General features: G+C 71.6%; 18 protein-coding genes. 5 read left to right on the top strand and 13 right to left on the bottom strand.

Annotated features, from left to right (window positions below; genetic code table 11):
• Positions 1-455 precede the first annotated feature (455 nt).
• The 6 genes from C6Y14_RS08080 to C6Y14_RS08055 all read right to left on the bottom strand — a co-directional run bounded on the left by C6Y14_RS08080 (position 456) and on the right by C6Y14_RS08055 (position 8399).
• Positions 456-1535, bottom strand: coding sequence for a BMP family lipoprotein (locus C6Y14_RS08080; RefSeq protein ID WP_107015793.1), 1080 nt, complete (start codon positions 1533-1535; stop codon positions 456-458).
• A 234-nt stretch (positions 1536-1769) separates the two neighbouring features.
• Positions 1770-3020: an amidohydrolase gene (locus tag C6Y14_RS08075; RefSeq protein WP_107015792.1), complete on the bottom strand. Its 1251-nt coding sequence runs from the start codon at positions 3018-3020 to the stop codon at positions 1770-1772.
• Positions 3021-3366: 346 nt separating this feature from the next.
• Positions 3367-4608, bottom strand: coding sequence for a hypothetical protein (locus tag C6Y14_RS08070; protein WP_107015791.1), 1242 nt, complete (start codon positions 4606-4608; stop codon positions 3367-3369).
• An 86-nt stretch (positions 4609-4694) separates the two neighbouring features.
• Positions 4695-5633 (bottom strand): N-acetylneuraminate synthase family protein, encoded by a 939-nt coding sequence (locus C6Y14_RS08065; RefSeq protein WP_107015790.1) that lies wholly within the window; start codon positions 5631-5633, stop codon positions 4695-4697.
• A 14-nt stretch (positions 5634-5647) separates the two neighbouring features.
• Positions 5648-6946 (bottom strand): N-acylneuraminate cytidylyltransferase, encoded by a 1299-nt coding sequence (locus C6Y14_RS08060; protein WP_107015789.1) that lies wholly within the window; start codon positions 6944-6946, stop codon positions 5648-5650.
• Between the two features lie 118 nt (positions 6947-7064).
• Positions 7065-8399, bottom strand: coding sequence for a DUF6716 putative glycosyltransferase (locus tag C6Y14_RS08055; RefSeq protein WP_107015788.1), 1335 nt, complete (start codon positions 8397-8399; stop codon positions 7065-7067).
• A 198-nt stretch (positions 8400-8597) separates the two neighbouring features.
• On the opposite strand from C6Y14_RS08055, the gene C6Y14_RS08050 reads away from it, so the two are divergent.
• From C6Y14_RS08050 to C6Y14_RS08040, 3 genes are read left to right on the top strand one after another with little or no spacing between them, the layout of a single operon-like run.
• Positions 8598-9575: a glycosyltransferase family 2 protein gene (locus C6Y14_RS08050; RefSeq protein WP_107015787.1), complete on the top strand. Its 978-nt coding sequence runs from the start codon at positions 8598-8600 to the stop codon at positions 9573-9575.
• The gene (locus tag C6Y14_RS08045) at positions 9572-10906 is read left to right on the top strand and encodes an alpha-2,8-polysialyltransferase family protein (RefSeq protein WP_107015786.1); all 1335 of its coding nucleotides are present in this window, start codon (positions 9572-9574) and stop codon (positions 10904-10906) included. Before C6Y14_RS08050 ends, C6Y14_RS08045 begins: the two co-directional genes overlap by 4 nt.
• Positions 10903-12093: an acyltransferase family protein gene (locus C6Y14_RS08040; protein WP_107015785.1), complete on the top strand. Its 1191-nt coding sequence runs from the start codon at positions 10903-10905 to the stop codon at positions 12091-12093. The genes C6Y14_RS08045 and C6Y14_RS08040 overlap by 4 nt, the downstream gene beginning before the upstream one ends.
• A 56-nt stretch (positions 12094-12149) precedes the next feature.
• Here the strand turns inward: C6Y14_RS08040 and C6Y14_RS08035 are convergent, their stop codons facing one another.
• Entirely contained in the window at positions 12150-12791 is a 642-nt protein-coding gene (locus C6Y14_RS08035) for a TetR/AcrR family transcriptional regulator (RefSeq protein ID WP_107015784.1), read from the bottom strand.
• A gap of 93 nt (positions 12792-12884) precedes the next feature.
• On the opposite strand from C6Y14_RS08035, the gene C6Y14_RS08030 reads away from it, so the two are divergent.
• Positions 12885-14360, top strand: a complete 1476-nt coding sequence (locus C6Y14_RS08030) for an FAD-dependent oxidoreductase (RefSeq protein ID WP_107015783.1) — start codon at positions 12885-12887, stop codon at positions 14358-14360.
• Between the two features lie 48 nt (positions 14361-14408).
• Here C6Y14_RS08030 and leuE read toward each other — a convergent pair whose 3' ends face one another.
• Positions 14409-15062 carry a leucine efflux protein LeuE gene (gene leuE, locus C6Y14_RS08025; RefSeq protein ID WP_107015782.1) on the bottom strand — a complete coding sequence of 218 codons (654 nt, stop codon included), beginning with the start codon at positions 15060-15062 and terminating at the stop codon, positions 14409-14411.
• A 119-nt stretch (positions 15063-15181) separates the two neighbouring features.
• Here leuE and C6Y14_RS08020 point away from each other — a divergent pair, with 119 nt between their 5' ends.
• The gene (locus C6Y14_RS08020) at positions 15182-16030 is read left to right on the top strand and encodes a L,D-transpeptidase family protein (RefSeq protein ID WP_107015781.1); all 849 of its coding nucleotides are present in this window, start codon (positions 15182-15184) and stop codon (positions 16028-16030) included.
• A gap of 135 nt (positions 16031-16165) precedes the next feature.
• On the opposite strand, the gene C6Y14_RS43985 is transcribed toward C6Y14_RS08020, so the two are convergent.
• From C6Y14_RS43985 to C6Y14_RS07990, 5 genes are all read right to left on the bottom strand, one after another.
• A complete protein-coding gene (locus C6Y14_RS43985) occupies positions 16166-17491 on the bottom strand; it encodes a hypothetical protein (RefSeq protein WP_159074191.1) in 1326 nt (441 codons plus the stop codon).
• Entirely contained in the window at positions 17491-18180 is a 690-nt protein-coding gene (locus C6Y14_RS08005; RefSeq protein WP_107015780.1) for an RNA polymerase sigma factor, read from the bottom strand. The genes C6Y14_RS43985 and C6Y14_RS08005 overlap by 1 nt, the downstream gene beginning before the upstream one ends.
• 314 nt (positions 18181-18494) lie before the next feature.
• The gene (locus C6Y14_RS08000) at positions 18495-19229 is read right to left on the bottom strand and encodes a hypothetical protein (protein WP_107015779.1); all 735 of its coding nucleotides are present in this window, start codon (positions 19227-19229) and stop codon (positions 18495-18497) included.
• A 39-nt stretch (positions 19230-19268) separates the two neighbouring features.
• Positions 19269-19859, bottom strand: coding sequence for an RNA polymerase sigma factor (locus tag C6Y14_RS07995; RefSeq protein ID WP_404828728.1), 591 nt, complete (start codon positions 19857-19859; stop codon positions 19269-19271).
• 168 nt (positions 19860-20027) lie between these two features.
• A complete protein-coding gene (locus C6Y14_RS07990) occupies positions 20028-20480 on the bottom strand; it encodes a hypothetical protein (protein ID WP_107015863.1) in 453 nt (150 codons plus the stop codon).
• Positions 20481-20595: the final 115 nt, after the last annotated feature.

The following is a 20595-nucleotide window of genomic DNA, read 5'->3' as shown; positions in this document are numbered from 1 at the left end:
AGGACGACCGTTGACCGGCAGCAACGGCTCGATCCTCCGCCACTGCGCATCACTCAGTTCATGCCGCCGCACCATGCTCCGCACCTGCCCGGTCAGAAGCTTGGTCCACCCCACCCAACAAGAGCCATCAGAAACGACCTAGAGGTGGCGGGGTGGCTCGGGGACGTCGTTTTCCGCGCCTCCGCGCCCCGACGCCCCTGAAGGGGCACCGTGGCCAGGGCACGGGCAGGGGCGCAGCCCCGCCCCTCAGGGGCGCGGGGAACGGCGCGGGTCACCCCCACCGGCCGTCGGCCGACAGCACCACCGTCACCACACCAGGGGCGCGGGGAACGGCGCGGCCCGCCCCCACCGGCCGTCAGCCGACAGCACCACCGTCACCACACCAGGGGCGCGGGGAACTGCGCCGGTCACCCCCACCGGCCCGCAGCCGAGACCGCGCCCGCAAGCGAGCGCGGTCAGTCGGTCTTGACCGTCACCGTGCCGCTGACGATGTCCTCCTTCGCCTTGTTCACCGCCTCCACGACGTCCGTCATCTCCTTGTACTTCGGGTTGGAGTCGGCGAAGCCCACCCCGCCCGACTTCAGGTCACCCCGGTGCTCACCGGACAGCGGCTTGCCGTCCACGACGGACTTGGTGACCTCGTACACCGCGCCGCCCACATCCTTGAGCGCGGAGCCGAGGATCCAGTCCTTGGACGCGGCGAGCGCCTTCTGCTTGTACTGGTCCGAGTCCACCCCGATCGCCCAGACCTTCTGCGCGGCGGCTTCCTGGATGACGCCCTGGCCGGACAGTCCGGCCGCGTGGTAGATCACGTCGGCGCCGGCCTCGACCTGCCCGCTGGCGGCCTCCTTGCCCATGCTCGGGTTGGAGAACCCGCCGTCCTCGGGCTTCTCGGTGAGGTACCGGCTCTCGATCTCGATCTTCGGGTCGACCGACTTGACCCCCTGGACGAAGCCGTCCTCAAACTTGTGGATGAGCGGGATGTCCACCCCGCCGATGAAGCCCACGTGGTCCTTCTTCGTGGCCTTGGCGGCGGCGACACCGGCGAGGTAGGAGGCCTGCTCCTCGGCGAACACCATGTCGGCGACGTTCTTCGCCTGCACCTGGGCGTCGTCGATGACGGCGAAGGTGATCTTCGGGTACTTGGCGGCGACCTCCTTGACGGCCGGGGCGTAGATGTAGCCGACGCCGACGATGGGGTTGTAGCCGGCCTTGGCCATCTGGGTCAGCCGCTGCACCTTGTCGGCGTCGGACTCGCCGTCGCTCGGCTCGATGTCGTTGCCGCCGATCTTGAATTCCTTGCGGGCCTTCTCGAACCCGCTGTAGGCGGCGTCGTTGAAGGACTGGTCTCCGCGTCCGCCGATGTCGTAGGCGAGTCCGATGCCCTTGCCCTTGTAGCCGGAGCCTGAGCCGGACTCGGTGTCGCCGCCCGACGACTCGTTGCTGGTCTCGCCGCAGCCGGCGGCCGCGACGACGACGACCGCGACGGCGACAGCGGCTTGAGAAAGCCTGGTTCTCCGAGAAATCCGACGCATGAGAGAGCACCCCTTACATTCCCCAACGGCGCCGTTGCCGACGCTGACTGCGGCGCACAGTAACGCGCGTAGAAGGGGAGGGGAACGGGGTTCATCACTGCCGTTATCGATTCGTGCCGACGGCCGGTTACGAACGCCCGCCGCCGGTTACGTACGAGTGACACAAGGGGACGAAGGGGTGCCGAACGGGGCACCCCTTCGTCCGTGGATCACCGGCTGTTCGGCGCCGTCCCCTCAGCCGCGCGCCTGCAGCAGGGCGGCGGCGGTGAACAGTTCGACGCCCACCGTGATGGCCGACTCGTCGGCGTCGAAGTCCCCCTGGTGCAGGTCCCGTACGGTGCGCTCGCCCGGCGTACGCACCCCGAGCCGGGCCATGGCGCCGGGCACGTGCTCCAGGTACCAGGAGAAGTCCTCCCCGCCGAGGCTCTGTTCGGTGTCCTCCACGGCGTTCGCCCCGAGCCGGGCGGTCATCGCCGCGCGCAGCAGATCGGTGGCGCCCGGCTCGTTGACGACCGGCGGCACCCCGCGTACGTAACTGATCTCGGACTTGGCCCGGTGGAGCGTGGCGACCTCGTCGATCGCGGCGTGCACCAGATCGGGGGCGGCGTGCCAGGCGGCGAGGTCCAGGCACCGTACGGTCCCGGAGAGTTCGGCGTGCTGCGGGATGACGTTGCAGGCGTGCCCCGACTCGATGCGTCCCCAGGTCAGGGAGAGTCCGGAGCGGGCGTCGACCCGCCGGGCGACGACGGCCGGCACGTCGACGGCGACCCGGGCGGCGGCGGTGACGAGGTCGGTGGTGAGGTGCGGCCGGGCGGTGTGGCCGCCGGGTCCGTCCAGGGCGACCTCGACCCGGTCGCAGGCGGAGGTGATGGGCCCGTACCGCAGGCCGATGCGTCCGGCGTCGACGCGCGGGTCGCAGTGGACGGCGACGATGCGGCCGACGCCGTCGAGGCCGCCGTTCTTGATGACGTCGGGGGCGCCGCCGGGCAGGACTTCCTCGGCGGGCTGGAAGATCAGGCGTACGGCCCGGTCGAGCAGGCCCCGGTCGTGCAGGTCGGCGAGGACGAGCGCGGCGCCGAGTACGACGGTCGTGTGCACGTCGTGTCCGCAGGCGTGGGCGCGGTCGGGCACGGTCGAGCGGTAGGCGCAGCCGCTCTTCATGTCCGGGATGGGCAGGCCGTCGATGTCGGCGCGCAGGGCGAGCATCGGCAGCGCGGGATCCGGTACGCCGATGTCACAGATGAGCCCGGTTCCGGTGTTGAGCACGCGGGGCCGCAGACCGGCCCGTTCCAGCCGTTCCTTGATCGCGGCGGTGGTGCGGAACTCCTGGTTGCCCAGCTCGGGGTGCATGTGCAAGTCGCGTCGGAACGCGACGAGTTCGGCGCGCAGCGCCTGTGACAGCACGCCGGGAAGCGCTGCCCCTTCGGACAGCTCTTCCCCGATCGAAGCTTCCCCGGACGAATCGGCCTCGGACTCTTGCGACATCAGTTGGTTCACCCTCTGAAGGGTAGGGCGACGCGACGACCGACTGCCCTGCGATCAACAAAACTTCAACGCGTTCGGGACAGGAAATCTAGCCGCGCGGCGCATACAGATGGACCGGCTTGGGTACACTCGCCCGGCTTTTCGGACCAGCGGCTCCCACGCCTGCCCAGGCGGATACCGGATCCGGCCTTCCTTGTGGGAAAACCTCCGAGCGGCGACGCCCATTCCCGGGTCCCCGGAAACAGGCTCTCTACGCATACCACGCATACGGGCGCGTGATCGGTTCCGTTCAACTGCCGGACACCCCGCCGGACAGCGCCACGGCAGGGCCCGGCCGACCCTGCCCTCAGGTGGCCGTGATCGTCGACAGGCGGTGGGCGTCGCGGGCCGTGTCCGTGACGCCCGAGAGGAAGCCCTGGGCCCGGGGGGAGGCGTTCTCCGTGAGCCAGGCCGGGTCGATGTCGAAGACGGCGACCTTGACGTCCGTGCCTGCCAGCGCGAGCGGCAGGGTGTGGACCACGGTGGAGGGGAAGCTGAGGATCATGCGGCCGATGGGGCCCCGGCGGGCGATCAGTTCCAGCGGAAGGTCCGGGCGGACGATCTCCAGGCCCGTCTCGACGGCGAGGCGGTGAAGTTTCTCGGGGCTCTCCCTGCGGTGGGCGAAGTAGCGGGTGGCCCCGTAGGTGCCGGCCAGCCCCTTCACCGCTTCGACGTAGCGGTCGGGGTCGACGACCCCGGTCTCCACGAGGGACGTGCCGACCAGGTCGGCGCCCTTGGTGATGCGGGGCGGGCCGAAGCGGGCCCGGGTCCACGCGAAGTCGTTGGCCGAGACGTCGACGCCCTCGGGCGTCTCGTCGATCGGCATGGAGGAGAAGATCTCCACCCGGCGTCCGGCGCCGGGGGTGAGCCGGCGGCGGGCCCGGGCCGAGACCGGTGCGAAGACCAGGTCCCGGGCCCCGGGGCGCCCGCCGCGCCGGTGCCAGCGCACCAGCCGTTCACCGCGCGCCAGCTGGGAGACGAACTCCATGGTCGCGGTCCCGTCGTCCACGACGACGAGGTCGCGGGCACGGGTGATGGTCAGCAGCAGCTGCACGTACCGCGAGAAGGGGTCGCCCATCACGATGCGCCGTGCGCGCCGCAGCAGCGGCGCGAGTCCGCCGACCGTGTGGAAGGGCGCGGTCGTGCCGCCCCGCGCCTCCTCCCAGCGCACGTCGTACCCCTCGTCCCTGGCCAGCTCCGCCATCCGCCTGAGCTGCCCGCGGGTCATCGGGTCGGTGGGTGACAGGACGACGAGCGTGAGGCCGGTACCGGCCTCTCCCGGCCTGGCGTCCTCAGTCCTGCCGGGCCCGCCGGGCCTGCCCGAACCGCCGGGCCTGCCGGAGCGGCCGAACCTGCCGGTTCCGCCGGGCCGGCCGGCTCCCAGTTCCGGACCCGGGGGTCCGGAGGTCTCGCCGGTGCTCCTGAGGGCAGCCGCCTTCAGCGCGTGCGCGTGCGCCCACTCCAGGACGTTCAGGAGCTGCACCGGGCTTTCCACGAAAGCCAGCGTGGCGGGTGACTGGGGGCCGGTGGACCCGGCGCGGGGACTCATCGACGTACGACCGTCGCTTCCCTGGAATCGGAAGGGGTGGGAGTGACGAAGGGGCAGGGGTGGTGCCGGGGTGCGGGGTCGGTGGCTCAGACCGCGACCGGCTCGCCCGCCGCCGCGGCGATCTCCGCCTCGGCGACGACGCCCGAGACGCGGCGCAGCTTCTTCATCGGGCCCAGCTCGGACTCGTAGACCTTCTTGACGCCGTCACCGAGGGAGGCCTCGATGGTGCGGATGTCGCGCACCAGGCGGGTCAGGCCCTGCGGCTCGACGGAGGCGGCCTGGTCGGAGCCCCACATCGCGCGGTCGAGGGTGATGTGGCGCTCGACGAAGGTGGCGCCGAGGGCGACCGCGGCGAGGGTGGTCTGCAGGCCCGTCTCGTGACCGGAGTAGCCGATCGGGACGTTCGGGTACTCGGCCTGGAGGGTGTTGATGACGCGGAGGTTGAGCTCCTCGGCCTGCGCCGGGTAGGTCGACGTGGCGTGGCACATCAGGATGTTGTCGCTGCCGAGGACCTCGACCGCGTGGCGGATCTGCTTCGGCGTCGACATGCCGGTGGAGAGGATGACCGTGCGGCCGGTGGCGCGCAGCGAGCGCAGCAGCTCGTCGTCGGTCAGGGAGGCGGAGGCGACCTTGTGGGCCGGGACGTCGAACTTCTCCAGGAAGGCGACGGCCTCGGTGTCCCACGGGGAGGCGAACCAGGCGATGTTCTTCGACTTGGAGTACTCGTCGATCTGGCGGTACTCGTCCTCGCCGAACTCCACGCGGTGGCGGTAGTCGATGTAGGTCATCCGGCCCCAGGGGGTGTCGCGCTCGATGTCCCACTGGTCGCGCGGGGTGCAGATCTCCGGGGTGCGCTTCTGGAACTTCACGGCGTCGCAGCCGGCTTCGGCGGCGGCGTCGATCAGCTTGAACGCGTTCTCCAGGTCGCCGTTGTGGTTGATGCCGATCTCGCCGACGACGTAGACGGGGTGGCCGGGGCCCGCGGTCTTGGAACCGAAGGTGCGCAGACGGGAGTTGGAGCTCATGGTGGAGACGTTCCTTACTTGTCGAGGGAGTCGAGAGAGGGGCCGAGGATCCAGCTGGCGATCTCTCGGATCGCGCCGTCGCCACCGGGGACGGTGGTGACCGCGCGTGCGGCGCCGCGTACGACGTCGTGGGCGCTCGCGACCGCCACGGGCCAGCCGACGAGGGCGAAGCACGGGAGGTCGTTGACGTCGTTGCCGACGTAGAGCACGCGCTCGGGCGCGATGCCCTGTTCCTCGCACCACTGCTTCAGTGCGAGGTCTTTCCGGTCGATGCCGTGCAGCACGGGGATCTTGAGCTTCCGTGCGCGGGCGGCGACGACCGGGTTCTGTTCCGTGGAAAGGATCAGCATCGACAGGCCGCTCCTGCGGAGGGCCGCGATACCGAGTCCGTCGCCGCGGTGCACGGAGACGAACTCCTTTCCGTCGGAGTCGATCAGCACCCTGTCGTCGGTCTGGGTGCCGTCGAAGTCGAGGACGACCGCGTCGATGTCGGCGGCGGTCGGGAGCGTGCCGGGGCGGTTCGCGTCGAAGAGCGGCGCGAGGGCGCGGGCACGGGCGAGGTCGTGCGGGTCGTCGATCTCCAGGACCCGCGCGGGGTCGGTGCGCACGAGTTCGGTCCGCCCGAAGAAGCGGTGCTTGTGCTCGCGCAGACCGGCCGCGTTCATGCAGTACGCGGCGCCGGTCTCCAGGAGGTCCTGGGGCCGGTCCTGGCGGCGCGGCCGGAACGACTTGTCGTGGTTGACGCCGTAACCGCCGTCCGTGGCGGTGGTGTTGGCGACCGTGGTGCCGCCGCCGACGGACCGGGTCAGCTCGGTGTCGACCGCGGCCGGGTCGTCGTCGGCGTCCCGCCAGATGAACCCGTGGAAGGGCGCCACGGTCAGCGCGGTGTCCGCGCCGTTCTCCACGACCGCGCCGGCCACTCCGTCGATGTCCTCGCGGATGATGAAGGGGCTGGTGCACTGCACGAGGAGTACGGCGTCCACGGCGGAGCCGTGCAGGGCCTCGTGGGCGTCCATGGCGTGCAGGACGGCCGCCTCGGAGGTCGCGGTGTCACCGGCGATGGCGGCGGGACGCAGCACGACCTCGGCGCCCGCCTCACGGGCGGCGGAGGCGATCGCCTGGTCGTCGGTGGAGACGACGACGTCCGTCACCAGCCGGGCCGCACGGCACTCGCGCACCGCGCGGGCGACCAGCGGCACACCGCCGACGGGCAGCAGGTTCTTGGCGGGAACCCCCTTGGACCCGCCCCGGGCGGGAATCACCGCGAGCACACGGGGCACTGCCTTCAGCTGTCCCGCTTCCGACTTGGTCATGGGCTGTACTCCTTGTAGAGGGGCTGCCGTAGGGCGCCCCGAAAGGGGCGCGGGGAACTGCGCGACCAGCCACGACGAACCCGCAGGTTCAAAGCAGCCCCCGCCGCGGAGCGGACTGTCACAGCTCCCCCATCCGCCGGATGACGGGCGCAACCCGCTGCACCCCGTGCCGATACGCGCCGCGCGCCGCGCGCCGCACGATCTGCCGCACGGCCCCCGGCTCCCGCTCGGCGTCGGGCGCCCCGGGCAGCGGGCTGCCGTCCGGCGCGAGGTGGTGGCGGGCGAGGATGCCGGGCAGGTAGCCGGGCGCGGTGACGGGCGTGTAGTAGGGGGCGAGGTCGGGCAGCGTGCCCCCGGCGAGCAGCGCGGCGATCCGCTCGCGGGCCGCGTCGAAGGCCGTCTCGTACGAGCCGTCGGCGCCCACGCCCTGCCGGGCGACCCACCGTTCGTCGGGTGACGGGATGTGCCCGTCGTCCAGCTGGTCCCAGGAGGCGAGGCAGCCGGAGCCCACGAAGTGGTGGTTGCCGAGCGACTCGCGCACCCCGAGGTCGGTGAGGACCACGGTGGGGATCCGCCGGTGCAGCGATTCGAGGGCCGCCGTGGAACTGACGGTGACCAGCAGGTCCGTACGGTCGAGGACCTCGCCCATGTGCCCGTACACGAGGCGGAGGTTGGCGGGCGGGCCGCCGGGGATCCGCTCCGCGAGGCGCTGGTAGGGCTGCTCCTCGATGTGTGTGGTGTGCTCGCCCGGCTTGGAGCGCAGCTTCAGCAGGACCTCGCGGTCCGGGTGCAGCCTGGCGTGCTGGACGAGCCGGTTCAGCAGGTACGTACGGTCCTTGCGGCTCTCCGGGACGGAGGGCTGCGCGGCGAAGACGACCGTGTACGGGTCGTGCTTCTCGTACGGGTCGCCGCCGAGGAAGGGCAGGGCGACCTCGGTCACCGAGGAGGCGTCGGCGCCCACTCCCTCGTACACGGCGGTGAAACGGTCCGCGTCCTGGCGGGAGTTGGCGAGGACGAGGTCCGCGCCGTGCCGCAGGAGCAGTCCGTCGGCGAGCTTCTCGTAGACGACGCCGACATAGCCGGTGACGACCACGGGCCGCTTCGTACTGCCCGTCGCCGCGCGCTCCCGCCACTGGTGGGAGAGCCCGTGCAGCATCGCCTGGACGCCGCCCCCGACGAGGGACAGCACGAGGACGTCGTACGCGGCCTCCTCGCGGGCCATTTCCCGCAGGAACTCGACAGCGGTGACCTCCCGCAGGGAGTCGGCGCGCACGCCGACCTCTTCGAGTTGGCGGGCGGTGGGGGTGGCACGGCCCCTCAGGAGGTAGCCGTCGAGCCTGATGTCCGAATCGGCCGGTGCGATACGGTTCGCGGTGAGCGCGCCCCATTTCCACCGGGTGTCGGAATCGGCGAGGACGGCCACTCGCAGGGACTTCGTGGTACTTGCTGGCACACCGAAGACGCTAGGAAGCGATTCCGATCACCGGCCCAACCGGAATACAACAAAGGGTTAACAGCACACCGCCGAATGGCGACGCGGGCCCGGATCGGCACGTAATAAGTCCTGGTTCACCATTCCGCCACGTGTCGTTCACCTGACATCTCACCGGCGGTCAAGACGAATGCCGGGCCGCCGCCTAACGTCACGTGGGTGGTCAAGCTCTCCGTCATCGTGCCGTTCTACAACGTGCAGCAATATGCGCCCGACACCCTGAAGAGTCTGCGTGCGAACGCACGCGACGACTTCGAGTTCATTCTCGTCGACGACTGCTCCCGCGACGAGACGCCGGACATCCTCGCGCGCGCGGAGCGCGAGCTCCCGGGCGCGGTGCATGTCAGACACGAGCAGAACGGAGGACTGGCCACCGCGCGCAACACCGGCATCGACGCGGCGAGCGGCGAGTACCTCACGTTCCTCGACGGGGACGACTGGCTCGCCCCCGGCTATTACGAGCAACTGCTCGCCTCCATCGAGGGGTTGGGCTGCGACTTCGTGCGCACGGACCATGTCCAGTGCACCGCGCGGGCCCGCACCATCCACCGCGTGCCGTACGGCAGGCGCGGTGTCGTCCTCGATCCGCGCGAGGCGATCCTGCCCGCCGACCGCTCCACCTCCGTCGACTACGCGTACGCGTGGGCCGGCATCTACCACCGCAGACTGGCCGACCGGGGCCTGCTGCACTTCACTGACGGGCTGCGCACGGCCGAGGACCGGCCGTGGATCTGGAAGCTGCACCGGGAGGCGGAATCGTTCGCCACGGTGGGTCTGCTCGGGGTGTTCTACCGGCGCGGTGTCGCTTCCTCACTGACGCAGATCGGTGACGTACGGCAGCTGGATTTCATTCGCGCGTTCGACCAGGTGGTAAGCGAAACGGCACAGGACCGGGACGCGGATAAACTCCTGCCGAAGGCCGTGCGGACCTACTGTGCGATTATTTCCCATCACCTGGGATCCATCGAAAGGTTCGAGCCGCCCGTGGCACGAAAACTGAAGTCGATGAGTGCCGTCGCATTGCGGCGAATGCCGCAGGACGTCCTCGATGACGCCCTCGACTCCATGGACATACAGCGCGCGACGCGACTGCGTCGGCTGCGCCGGCGGCCGGCCGCCGCGGGGGTGTCCGCGTGAGGACCCAGATCTTCATGGCGTCGACGCTGTACGGCACGGCGACACTCGCCGCCGCCGTGGACGCCGGCTGCTTCCGCCCCGCGGACCGGCGTGTCCTGCTGGTCTCCAACAACGCGGCGACCCCCGAGACGACACCCGGCGTCGACGAGATGCCCGGCTTCACGCAGTTGCGCGGCCGGTTCGACGACGTGATCTCGTGGAACGAGACCATCTCCCCGTTCCACCCGGGCGGCTGGGCCCCGCGGCTCGACGACGTACCGCTGTGGGAGCGGCATCTGCGGCTCGCCTGGGGGCTCGGCGACGACGACGTCGAGCTGGTCGTCGAATCGATCCAGGTGAACCCGGCGCTCGGCCTCACCCAGATCTTCACGGGCGCCCCCGTCACCGTCTACGCCGACGGCCTGATGAGTTACGGCCCGACCCGCAACAAGATCGACCCGCTGGTCGGCACCCGGATCGACCGGCTCCTCCACCTCGACCTGGTGCCGGGCCTCACTCCGCTGCTGCTCACGGAGTTCGGTGTCGGACCGGAGATCGTGCCGACCGCGGTCTTCACCGACGTCCTGACCGAACTCGTCAAGACGGGCGACGAGTTGCCCGCCATCGACGAACCGGCCCTGCTGCTCGGCCAGTACCTCTCCGCGCTCGGCATCCTCACCGCCGAGGAGGAGGAGGACCTGCACGTACGCATGCTCAAGGGCGCCGTCGCACTCGGGCACGAGCGGATCGTGTTCAAGCCGCACCCCAGCGCGCCGGCCCGCTGGTCGCGCGCCCTGGAGAAGGAGGCGACGCGGATCGGCGCCGACCTCACCGTGCTCGACACCCCGGTCCTCGCCGAGGTGCTCTACCAGCGGATGCGCCCCGCGCTGGTCGTGGGCTGCTTCTCCACCGCACTGCTCACGGCCTCCGCGCTGTACGGCCTCCCGGTCGCCCGCATCGGCACCGAACCCCTCCTCGAACGCCTCACCCCGTACGAGAACAGCAACCGCGTCCCCGTCACGATCGTGGACGCCCTGCTCCCGGAACTGACGGACCGCACGGCGGTGACCGAACAGCGCCAGGGCATGACCGCCGCCGAACTGTCCGAGCTGGTACGGGCCGTGGGCTTCGCCATGCAGCCCAAGATCTACCCGGACACCCGGCCGGGCGCCGAGCAGTACCTGACCCGGCGTCTGAACGACCACACCTGGCGTTACTTCAAGCGGCGGCGCCTCACCTCGCTGGGCCTGCCCGGCGCGGTACCGGCGCAGCTCGCCTTCATCCCGCGCAACGCGACGGTCCGTCGTGTGGCCAAGCGCGCCCGATCCCTGAAGAGGGCCACTCTCGGATGAGCACCGTGGATTCGTCGCCCGCCCCGACGTCCTCTCCGGGGGCGGACTCCTCTCCCGGGACGGGTCCCACCACCGAGGCGGGTGACAGCGCTCCCGTCCCACCCCGGATAGTTCCCAGGAAGCACGTCCCGCGGCTGCGCGCGCTGGACGGGCTTCGGCTGATCGCCGCCCTGATGGTCGCCGCGTACCACTACGGCGGCCGGGACGGCGAGGTGAGCGGGGCCTGGGGGACCTCTCCGCAGCTCCAGTTCCCCACCCTGCACACCTGGTTCGCGTACGGCTGTCTCGGCGTGCAGATCTTCTTCGTGATCAGCGGCTTCGTGATCTGCATGAGCGGCTGGGGACGGAGCCTGCGCTCGTTCTTCGCCTCGCGGGTCTCCCGGCTGATGCCGGCGTACTGGGCGGCGATCGTCCTCGTCACGGCCGTCTTCGCGCTGCCGGTGGTCGCGTACCACGCCGTCTCGCCCAGTGACGCGCTGCTGAACCTGACGCTCATGCAGCAACCCCTGGGCGCCGACCGGGTGCTCGGCGTCTGCTGGACGCTCTGGGCCGAGGTCCGTTTCTACGCCCTGTTCGCGCTCTGCGTGGTCCTGCCCGGGGCGACCCGGCAGCGCGTGATCCTCTTCTGCGCGAGCTGGACCCTGGCCGCGGCGATCGCCCAGGCGGCGCACGAGCCGCTGCTCGACCTGATCCTGATGCCCGAGTACGCGCCGTTCTTCATCGGCGGCATCGGCCTCTACCTCGTGCACCGCGACCGGCGCGACGCGTACGCCTGGGGCATCGTGCTCGTCAGCTGGCTGATCGGCCAGCACTACGCGGTGGCGCGGCTGTGGCACGCGCCCGACCCGCGGTTCTTCTCCGACCGCAGCTCGACCGGGATCATCCTCGTCGTCACCCTGGGCTTCGTGGCGGTCGCCGCGGTCGCGCTGGGCTGGCTGAACCGGGCGAACTGGCCGTGGCTGACGGTGGCCGGGGCGCTGACGTACCCCTTCTACCTGGTCCACGAGCACCTGGGCTGGGTCGCCATCAAGGCCTACCACCAGAACCTGGGCCTTCCGTCGTACGCGACGGCACTGCTGACGGTCGCGACGATGCTGACCCTGGCCTGGCTGCTGAACCGGCTCGTCGAGGACCGGCTGACCCCGCGGCTGCGCTCGGCCCTGTCGAAGCCGCGCCGAACGGGCTGAACACGCTCAACGCGCCGCACGCGCCGTACGCTTCGGAGCCGGTCGAGCCAGGCGGTTCAGCCGGCTCCGAAGTGTGTCTCGATCCCGGCCAGCAGCAGCATGAGACCTTCCTCGAACCCCTCGTCGTACCCCTCGAAGATCACCGAGCCCGCTGCCGCCGTCAGGGGATGGTCGGCGAGCATCTCGGCGCGCGCGTCCACGTCGTAGCCCTCGCGGCGCTCCCCCGGCAGGGGATACACGCCCTGCTCCTCGGTGACGAAGCCCAGCGTGTAGAGATACGCGGTGGTGAAGGCGCGTACCCCCTGGTGGAGGGTGAACCCGGCGTCCACGAAGGCGCGCAGGTTCTCCTCCATCTGCGCGGCGTGCTCGGTGCCGGTGAAGCGTGAGCCGCTGAAGACCTTGGCCCCGTCGCGGTAGCTGAGCAGCGCGGTACGCAGACCGCGGTTGGCCACGAGAAGCCGCTCGCGCCAGTCCGTGCCCGGCGGGATCGAGGTACTGGCGATCATCCGCCGGTACATCTCCGTCGCCATCTCGTCCAGCAGGGCCTGCTTGTCCTTGAAGTGCCAGTAGAGGGCGGGCGCCTTGACGTCCAGCTCCTTGGCGATGACGCGGAGGCTGAGGCCGTTGAGGCCGACCTCGTTCAGCAGACGCAGGGCCGTGTCGGCCACCAGCGCTCGGTCGATCTTCCCTACAGCCACGCTCGCACCCTATCCGGAGGTCTCTCCTTGACAGCTTAACGTCGTTAAGTGCATCCTCGACGCAAGCAACTTAACGACGTTAAGGAGATCGCCGTGGATTCCGTCACGCAGGCCGCCGTGGACACCCCCGCCGTACCGGCCGAGACCGACGTCCTGATCGTGGGCGCCGGACCCACCGGACTCGCCCTCGCGCTCGACCTCGCCCGGCACGGCGTACGCGCCCTCGTCGTGGAGCGGTCCGCCGGCCTCTTCCCCGGCTCGCGGGGCAAGGGGATCCAGCCGCGCACCCAGGAGGTCTTCGACGACCTCGGCGTGCTGGACGCGCTCCGGGCGGGCGGCGGCACGTACCCCGTCGGGATGATCTGGAAGGACGGGCAGCGGCAGGGCGAGCACCGGATGTTCGACGAGGTGGAGGCGACGGAGGCCGACCCGTACGCGGGCTTCGCGCTGATGGTGCCGCAGTGGAGGACGCAGGAGATCCTGTACGCGCGCCTGACGGAACTGGGCGGCGGCGTCACCTTCGGCCGGGAGCTGGTGGGCCTCGACCAGGACGCCGACGGGGTGACGGCGAGCTTCGCCTCCGGAACCCCGGTGCGCGCCCGTTACGCCGTCGCCGCGGACGGCGGCCGGTCGGCCGTGCGGCGCGCGCTGGGCATCGGGATGACCGGCGAGACCGTGGACCCGGCTCCGGCGCTGGTCGCGGACATCCGCGTCACCGGGCTCGACCGCGACAACTGGCACTTCTTCCCGCCCACCGACGCCGGCCCCGGCCTCCAGGGCGGCTTCCTGGGGATCTGCCCCCTGCCCCACACCGAGGACTTCCAGCTGGCGGCCGGTTTCGCCGATCCGTCCGCCGAGCCCGACCTGTCCCTCGACGGCATCCGCAAGCTGGTCGCCACGCGCACGCATCTGTCCGCGGACGACGTGACCGAGGTCCGCTGGGCCTCCGAGTTCCGGCCGCGTGCCGCGATGGCGGACCGGTTCCGGGACCGGCGGGTCTTCCTGGCGGGCGACGCGGCCCACGTCCACTCGCCCGCGGGCGGCCAGGGCCTCAACACCAGCGTCCAGGACGCCTACAACCTGGCCTGGAAGCTCGCGGCCGTACTGCGGGGGTCCGCCCCGGCCGCCCTCCTCGACTCGTACGAGGAGGAGCGGATGCCCGTCGCCGCGCAGATGCTGGGCCTGTCCACGGGCGTCCACCGCGGCGAGGTCCGGCGCGGCGCGGCCACCCAGCAGCTCGGCCTCGGCTACCGCGGCTCGGCGCTGGCGGTGGAGACGCGTACGGACCTGCCCGAGGAGGCCCTGCGCGCGGGTGACCGCGCACCGGACGGCACCCGCGCCGGGATCCGCCTCTTCGACGCCTTCCGGGGCCCGCACTGGACACTGCTCACGGTCGGCAGCACGGACCCCGGGATGCCGGACCTCCCGGGCATCCCGACGGTCCGCTTCCCCGCGTACGAGGCGTACGGAACCGGGGTGTTCCTGGTCCGCCCCGACGGTTACGTGGGCTGGGCGGGCGGGTCGACGGGGAACTTGAAGGAGTACGCGGCGCGGGTCGGCGCCCTCTAGGACCGCTCAGGACCGCTTAGGGCTGCTCAGGACTGCTTCCCGGGACCCTCAGACGGAGCTGGCGAGCGACAGCTTCACGGCGAAGCCCAGGAAGAGGGCACCGGCGGCGGAGGTGGCCCCCGCGGAGAGCCGCCTGCGCCGCTTGAAGGCCGCCGCCAGCTTCGTCCCGCCGAATATCAGGGCGCTGAGGTAGAGGAAACTCGCGACCTGGGCGAAGACACCGAGCACGACGAAGGAGAGGGCGGGATACGCGTAGCCCGGATCCACGAACTGAACGAAGAACGCGACGAAGAACAAAATCGCCTTGGGGTTGAACAGGCTGATGACGAGCGCCCGCCGGAAGGGGCGCTCCTCGACGGCCGGCGGGGCGGTCTCCTCGGCCTCGCCCCGCTCCCGCCGGGTCCGCCACATCTGCCACGCGGCCCGCAGCATCCCGAACGCCAGCCAGGTGAGATACCCGGCGCCCGCGTACTTCACGATCCCGAACAGCAGGGTGTTGGCCTGCAGCAGGGACGCGACACCGGCCGCGGACAGCGTCATCAGCACGGCGTCACCGCACCAGACACCGGCGGAGGCCTGATAGCCGGTCCTGACACCCCGCCGCGCGGCGACGGACAGCACATAGAGCGAGTTCGGCCCCGGCAGCAGAACAATCAGCACGAGGCCCACGAGGTAGGTGGGGAGATCGGTTACGCCAAGCATGAGAGGCAGTGTCGCATCCGGGTATGACAGCGCAGGATGGAGTTCTGCGGGACGAGACGGCCGCTCGGATGTCACCACGGCACATCGATGACCGGATCGATGAGCGGCGGGGGGTTCAAATGCGTACAACAGGTGTGTGGAGATCAGGTGTGGCGGCGACGGCGCTGGCGGCGCTCACCGTGGTGAGCGGGTGCACGATCCAGCCGGCGGGCCCGCCGGGCACGTCACCGGACGGTTCGCCGTCCGTCGGAGGGTCGTCGTCCGCAGCCGCCCCGTCACCGGCCCGCCGCTCCCCCGGTGACGCCAAGCCGCCGAGTTCCGCCGGGCAGCCCGCGCCCAAGGTCCTGTGGTCACCGGGCGACCGGGGCATGGACGTACGGGAGTTGCAGGCCCGGCTGCGCCAGGTGCTGTGGCTCTACGAGGGGCCCACGGGCACGTACGACGCCTCGACGGTCTACGCGGTCAAGGGTTTCCAGGGCAAGCGCGGCCTGCCGAAGACCGGCACCACGGACTCGGCGACCTGGCAGCGGCTGCTGGGGATGACCCGCGAGCCGGGCAAGTGGGACCTGTACGCGTCGGGCGGCCAGCCGGCCGCGCAACCGGATCCGCGCTGTCTGACGGGCCGGGTGCTGTGCATCAGCAAGACCAGCCGCACCCTGCGCTGGATGATCGACGGCCGGACGGTCTCGACGATGGCGGTGCGCTTCGGCACGGAGTACACGCCCACCCGCGAAGGTGTCTTCGACGTCTACTTCAAGTCGCGCCACCATGTGTCGACGATCTACGACTCACCCATGCCGTACGCGATGTTCTTCAGCGGCGGCCAGGCGGTCCACTACTCCGCGGACTTCGCGGGGACGGGTTACTACGGCGGCTCGCACGGCTGCGTGAACGTACGGGACGAAGGAAAGATCGCCGCGCTGTTCGCGCAGGTGAGGGACGGCGACAAGGTCGTCGTCTACTGGTGAGCGCCGGGCGGCGGAGAAGGTGTGCGGGCGCGGGCGGGACCGGGGGAACGTGTCCCGCCCGCGCCTTGTGTGCACTGAGCCGTGAGTACGGGGGGAACCCCGGCTCGTGCGCCAGCCGATGACCAGTCGGCTCGCTTAGTACTGCGTCGGGGCGGCTGAAAACGTCACACCAGGACGCCACACGCGCGCGGACCGGGCCGGGGACGCCTTGCCCTCGTCACTGCGGAACGTGCTCGTGTTCGTGTTCGTGTTCGTGCTCGTGCTCGTGTTCATGTGGCCGCGGTCGTCACCGTCAGGGCCACCGCCGTCGCCCTTGCCGTCACCGTGGCCGCCGCCGAAGCCGTTGTCGTCGCCGCCGCGGTCGTCACCCTTGCCGCCGCCGAAGCCGTTGTCACCCTTGCCGTCGTCACCCTTGTCCGGATCGGAGTACCCGGAACCGGGGTCGTTCCAGTCGTCGTCGGAGTCGCGGTGGTTCCAGGTCCTCAGGACGCCCCTGCAGTACTTCTGCACCTGCTCGGCGCCCCGGGCCGCGTCCTCCAGGGTGCGTCTGCGCCCGGCGTCGAGGTCCTTGCCGTCGCGGATGTCACGGCAGGCCGAGGCGATCCTGGCCCACCGCTGACCCTGCCGGCTCTCGCGCCCGGTGTCGTCGGAGTCGGGCCGCGCGCCCGTACCCGTACCCCCGGGTGCCTCGCCGCTCGGGGCGGAGTCCCCGCCGGTCGGTGCGCCGGCGCTGCCCTCGGGCCGCGGGTCGTCGCCGCGCCGGGTCGCCTCGGGGGACGGTGTGCGCAGCGGGCGGTCCTGCGTGACGTCGGCCGTCGCGGAGGCGCCCGGTTCCGGTCCGCCCCCGCCGAAGGCCAGGACACCGGCGGTGGCGGCCACGGCGACCCCGCCGATCATCCCGGCGGCCAGCGCGGCGGCGAGGCCGTAGCGCACCGGGCGGCTCCACGGGGAGCGGGCGCGGTCGTCCGGGGTGAAACGGCCCAGCCGGACGAGGCCGGCGTCCAGGGAGGCCCCCAGGGACGAGGAAGGCGAGAAGGGTGAGGAGGAGGTGGCGGAGGTGGCGGAGGTGGCGGATGGCGTCGACGGGAAGGACGCCGGGGAACGCCTACGGGAGGGTCCGGCGAGGGCCGTCTCCGCGCTCCGGCCGGAGCGCGCCGAGCGGAAGGCGGCCAACGCGGCTTCCTCACCCGGGAGTTCGGCGCCACGTTCACCGGCGGCACCGGCGGCACTTGCAGCTCCGGCGGCTCCAGCAACTCCGGTGGCACCGGTCGGTGCGAACCCGGCGGCGGACGTGCGCAGTTCGTCGAGTGCCTCGGCGAGACGGTCGGCCTGGGCGCGGATGTCGGCGTCGACGGCTTCGAGCGGTTCTCCGCGCAGCAGCCGTTCCGCCGCGTCGCGGTCCAGCCACCGGCCGGGGGGCGTGGGATCGTCCCCCGGGAAGACAGAGCGCTCGTCGGCCATCACATGTCCTTCTGCGTACGCGAAGGCGTATGCGTCACACCGGCCGACGTGACCGCACGGGTACGCGGCTCCGTGTGCGGGGGTCTCTGCTGGGGTACCGAGGCCAGGGAGCCCACGGATTCCGGAGCAGCCGCCTCCGGGTCCGTGCCGAGCAGTTCCGCGAGGCGTTTGAGTCCGCGGTGCGCCGCCGTGCGGACGGCGCCGGGCCGTTTGCCCAGGGTGTCCGCGGCGGTCTTGGCGTCGAGGCCGACGACGACACGCAGTACGACGGCCTCCGCCTGGTCCTGCGGGAGCTGGGCGATGAGGGAGAGGGTGCGGCCCGTGGCGAGCGCTTCGATGGCCTCACCCGCGGTGTCGGACTCGGCCGCCCTGCCGGTCAGTTCGCTCTCGTCGCCGCCTATCGCGGGGCGCCGCCCGCGCATGCGTATGTGGTCGAGTGCGCGGTTGCGGGCTATCCGGGCGGCCCAGCCGCGGAACCGGTCGGCGTCGCCGCTGAACCGTTCGAGGTCGCGGGCGATCTGGAGCCAGGCCTCGGACGTCACGTCCTCGGCGTCCGGGTCGCCGACCAGCGTGCGCACGTACCCCAGGAGCCGTGGATGCACGGCTCGGTACACAGTACGGAACGCGGTCTCGTCCCCGTACTGTGCGGCAAGCACCGCGGCGGTCAGCTCCGCGTCGTCCCCCAGCACCGCGCCCCTTATTGCGCCCAGCCGACGCCGCTCCCGCGGGCCGGGTCATCTCCGTCGTGGTCTCTCGGTCGATGGTTGCGGTCCTGCCCCGCATCCGGCGCGAAATGCACGTTACGGCTTGAAACCGGGGCGCGTCCATGTCCGTACAACATGCAACCAACTCGTTGCGGCGTGGGGTGTGACACAAAACGCACCGGCGGCGCTGAGGAGAGTACGGGCCGCCGCGCGGCCCGTGCCGCGCGACGGCCGGGGCCTCTCCTGTGGGGGGTGGCGGCCCCGGCCGTTGCCATCGGCGGAGCCGGCGTCCCTCCCCGTCAACCGCTCCCGCCCTTCTTGTTCTTCTCACTCTTCGTGCTTTTCGCGCTCTTTGCGGCCTTCGGGCTTTTCGTGACACCGCTGCCCGACGCCTTCGACGATTTGGCTGATTCCTTCGCCTCGGCCTTCTCGGCCTTCTCTGTCGCCTTGGCGCTCTTGGCGTTCTTCTTTTTCTTCGCTTCGGCCGACCGCGCCGCGCAGTACGCGTCCACCTCGTCCTCGCCGCCCGCGGCCCGGACCAGCAGTTGCCAGGCGGTCGGGTCGAGGCCCTTGCCCCGCTTCTTGCCGGAGTCGTACGCGCGGCAGTGGGACTCGGTGTCCTGGGCGGTGGAAAGCCGGTCGAGCCCGGACGCGCCGGGCGTGCCGACACCGGCAGGGCCGCCGGGGTCGGCCGGTGAACTGCTCGACGGCCGCCGGGGCCTGTCCCGCTCGCCCCCGTCGTCCCGTCCGACCGCGCCCGAGCCGATGGCCGCGACGGCCACCCCGCCGAGCGTCACGCTCGCCGCCAGCGCGACCAGCGTCGCCCGCAGCGACCAGGCCCGCCGCTCGCCCGCGGGCCGCCAGTCGTCCCGCCGCCGGGTACGGGCCGCCGTGTGCGCCCCCTCGTCCCGGGCGTCCCGGAACGCGGCGAGGGCCCGCTTCCGCGCATCGGGGTCCGTTTCCCCGCCCCTTACGGCGGCGGCGAGCAGGGCACCGAGGTCCGGGCGGGTGCTGTCGCCCTCTCGTTCACCCATGTCCGCATCCACTTCCGCCGCCGGAGGGCTGTCTGCCGTTCATCCCGACTCCCCCAGCGTCCGGGGCCCGTCTTCCGTCACACCCTCGGCGTCGAGGCGGCGGGCCAGCCGCTTCAGACCCCGGTGCGCGGCGGTGCGTACCGCGCCGGGGCGTTTGCCGAGTACCCGCCCGGCCGCCGGACCGTCGAGCCCGACGACGACCCGCAGCAGCACGGCCTCGGCCTGGTCGCGCGGCAGGGTGGCGAGGAGTTCCAGGGCGTACTGCGTGCCGAGGGACTCCAGTGCCTGGTCGTCCGTGCTCCGGGCGGCGGGCAGGTCGAGCACGTCCTGTTCGAGTGCGGACGCCCGCGGCCGTACCTTCTGCCGGCGCAGGTGATCGAGCGCCCGGTGCCTCGCGATGGTCGCGGTCCAGCCGCGGAACCCCGCCCCGTCCCCGCGGAACCGCCCCAGATCACGGGCGATCTCCAGCCACGCGTCCGAGGCCACGTCCTCCGCCTCCGCGCCGACCAGGCCCCGCAGATACCCGAGCAGTCCGGGCTGCACGATCCGGTACGCGACCGCGAAGGCGTCCTCGTCCCCCTGCTGTGCCCGCGCGACGGCCAGGCCCAGCTCCCCGTCGGACGACCGCACGCGGCGGGACCCCCCTCCCTGGACCAACACTGCCTCGTTCACACCGGGTTCGGACCACCGTGACGGACCACCGTGACGGAGATCCGTGACGCGTCTCCGTGACGGACCACCGTGGCCGTATGCGGTCACACACCCTCAAGGTCATCTGCGTCTGGCGGCGCGGAAACGTCACAGCTCGTCGGTCGCGCCGCCCGCCTCCGCACACCCGGACCGCCGCGGCAGCCCCGGCGACCCGGGCGGCCCGGCCCGCTCCCGCCCGTGCAACTGCAGATAGAACGTGCGCAGGGACTCCCGTTCCCCCGCCTCGAACCGCTTCACGACCTTGCCCAGCGGATTCCACACGCGCCCGTCCGGCATCCGTACGCCCACCGGCTGGCCGAACAACTCCCGCTGCCCCTGGTCGAACTCGACCCACGCGGCACCGGCCCGCCGCACCAGCACCTCTCCCGCGTACACCCCGAGCCCGAACAGCACCCGGCCCACGGCCGCGTGGTCCCGGCCGCTCCTGCGCAGCCCGTCGACGATGAAGTCGACGACGCGCAGGCTCGCGACGGAGTAGTCCAGCGGCAGTCGGTTGCGGGCCGTGACGTCCCGTACGAACCGTGCCGCGTGCTGCCGCATCCGCAGGTCGGCCGAGAGCCTGCGGGTCACTCGCGAGGGCTCTCCCGACTCCGCGCTCGTCCCCATCACGCCTGCGCCCCCTCAGTCGGTCACGTCCGGGCCGCGCGAGCCACGG

This window comes from Streptomyces dioscori (assembly GCF_003024195.1).
GTDB lineage: Bacteria > Actinomycetota > Actinomycetes > Streptomycetales > Streptomycetaceae > Streptomyces > Streptomyces dioscori.
The sequence above is the reverse complement of the archived record's forward strand: the minus strand, read 5'-3'. Positions and strand labels throughout refer to the sequence as shown.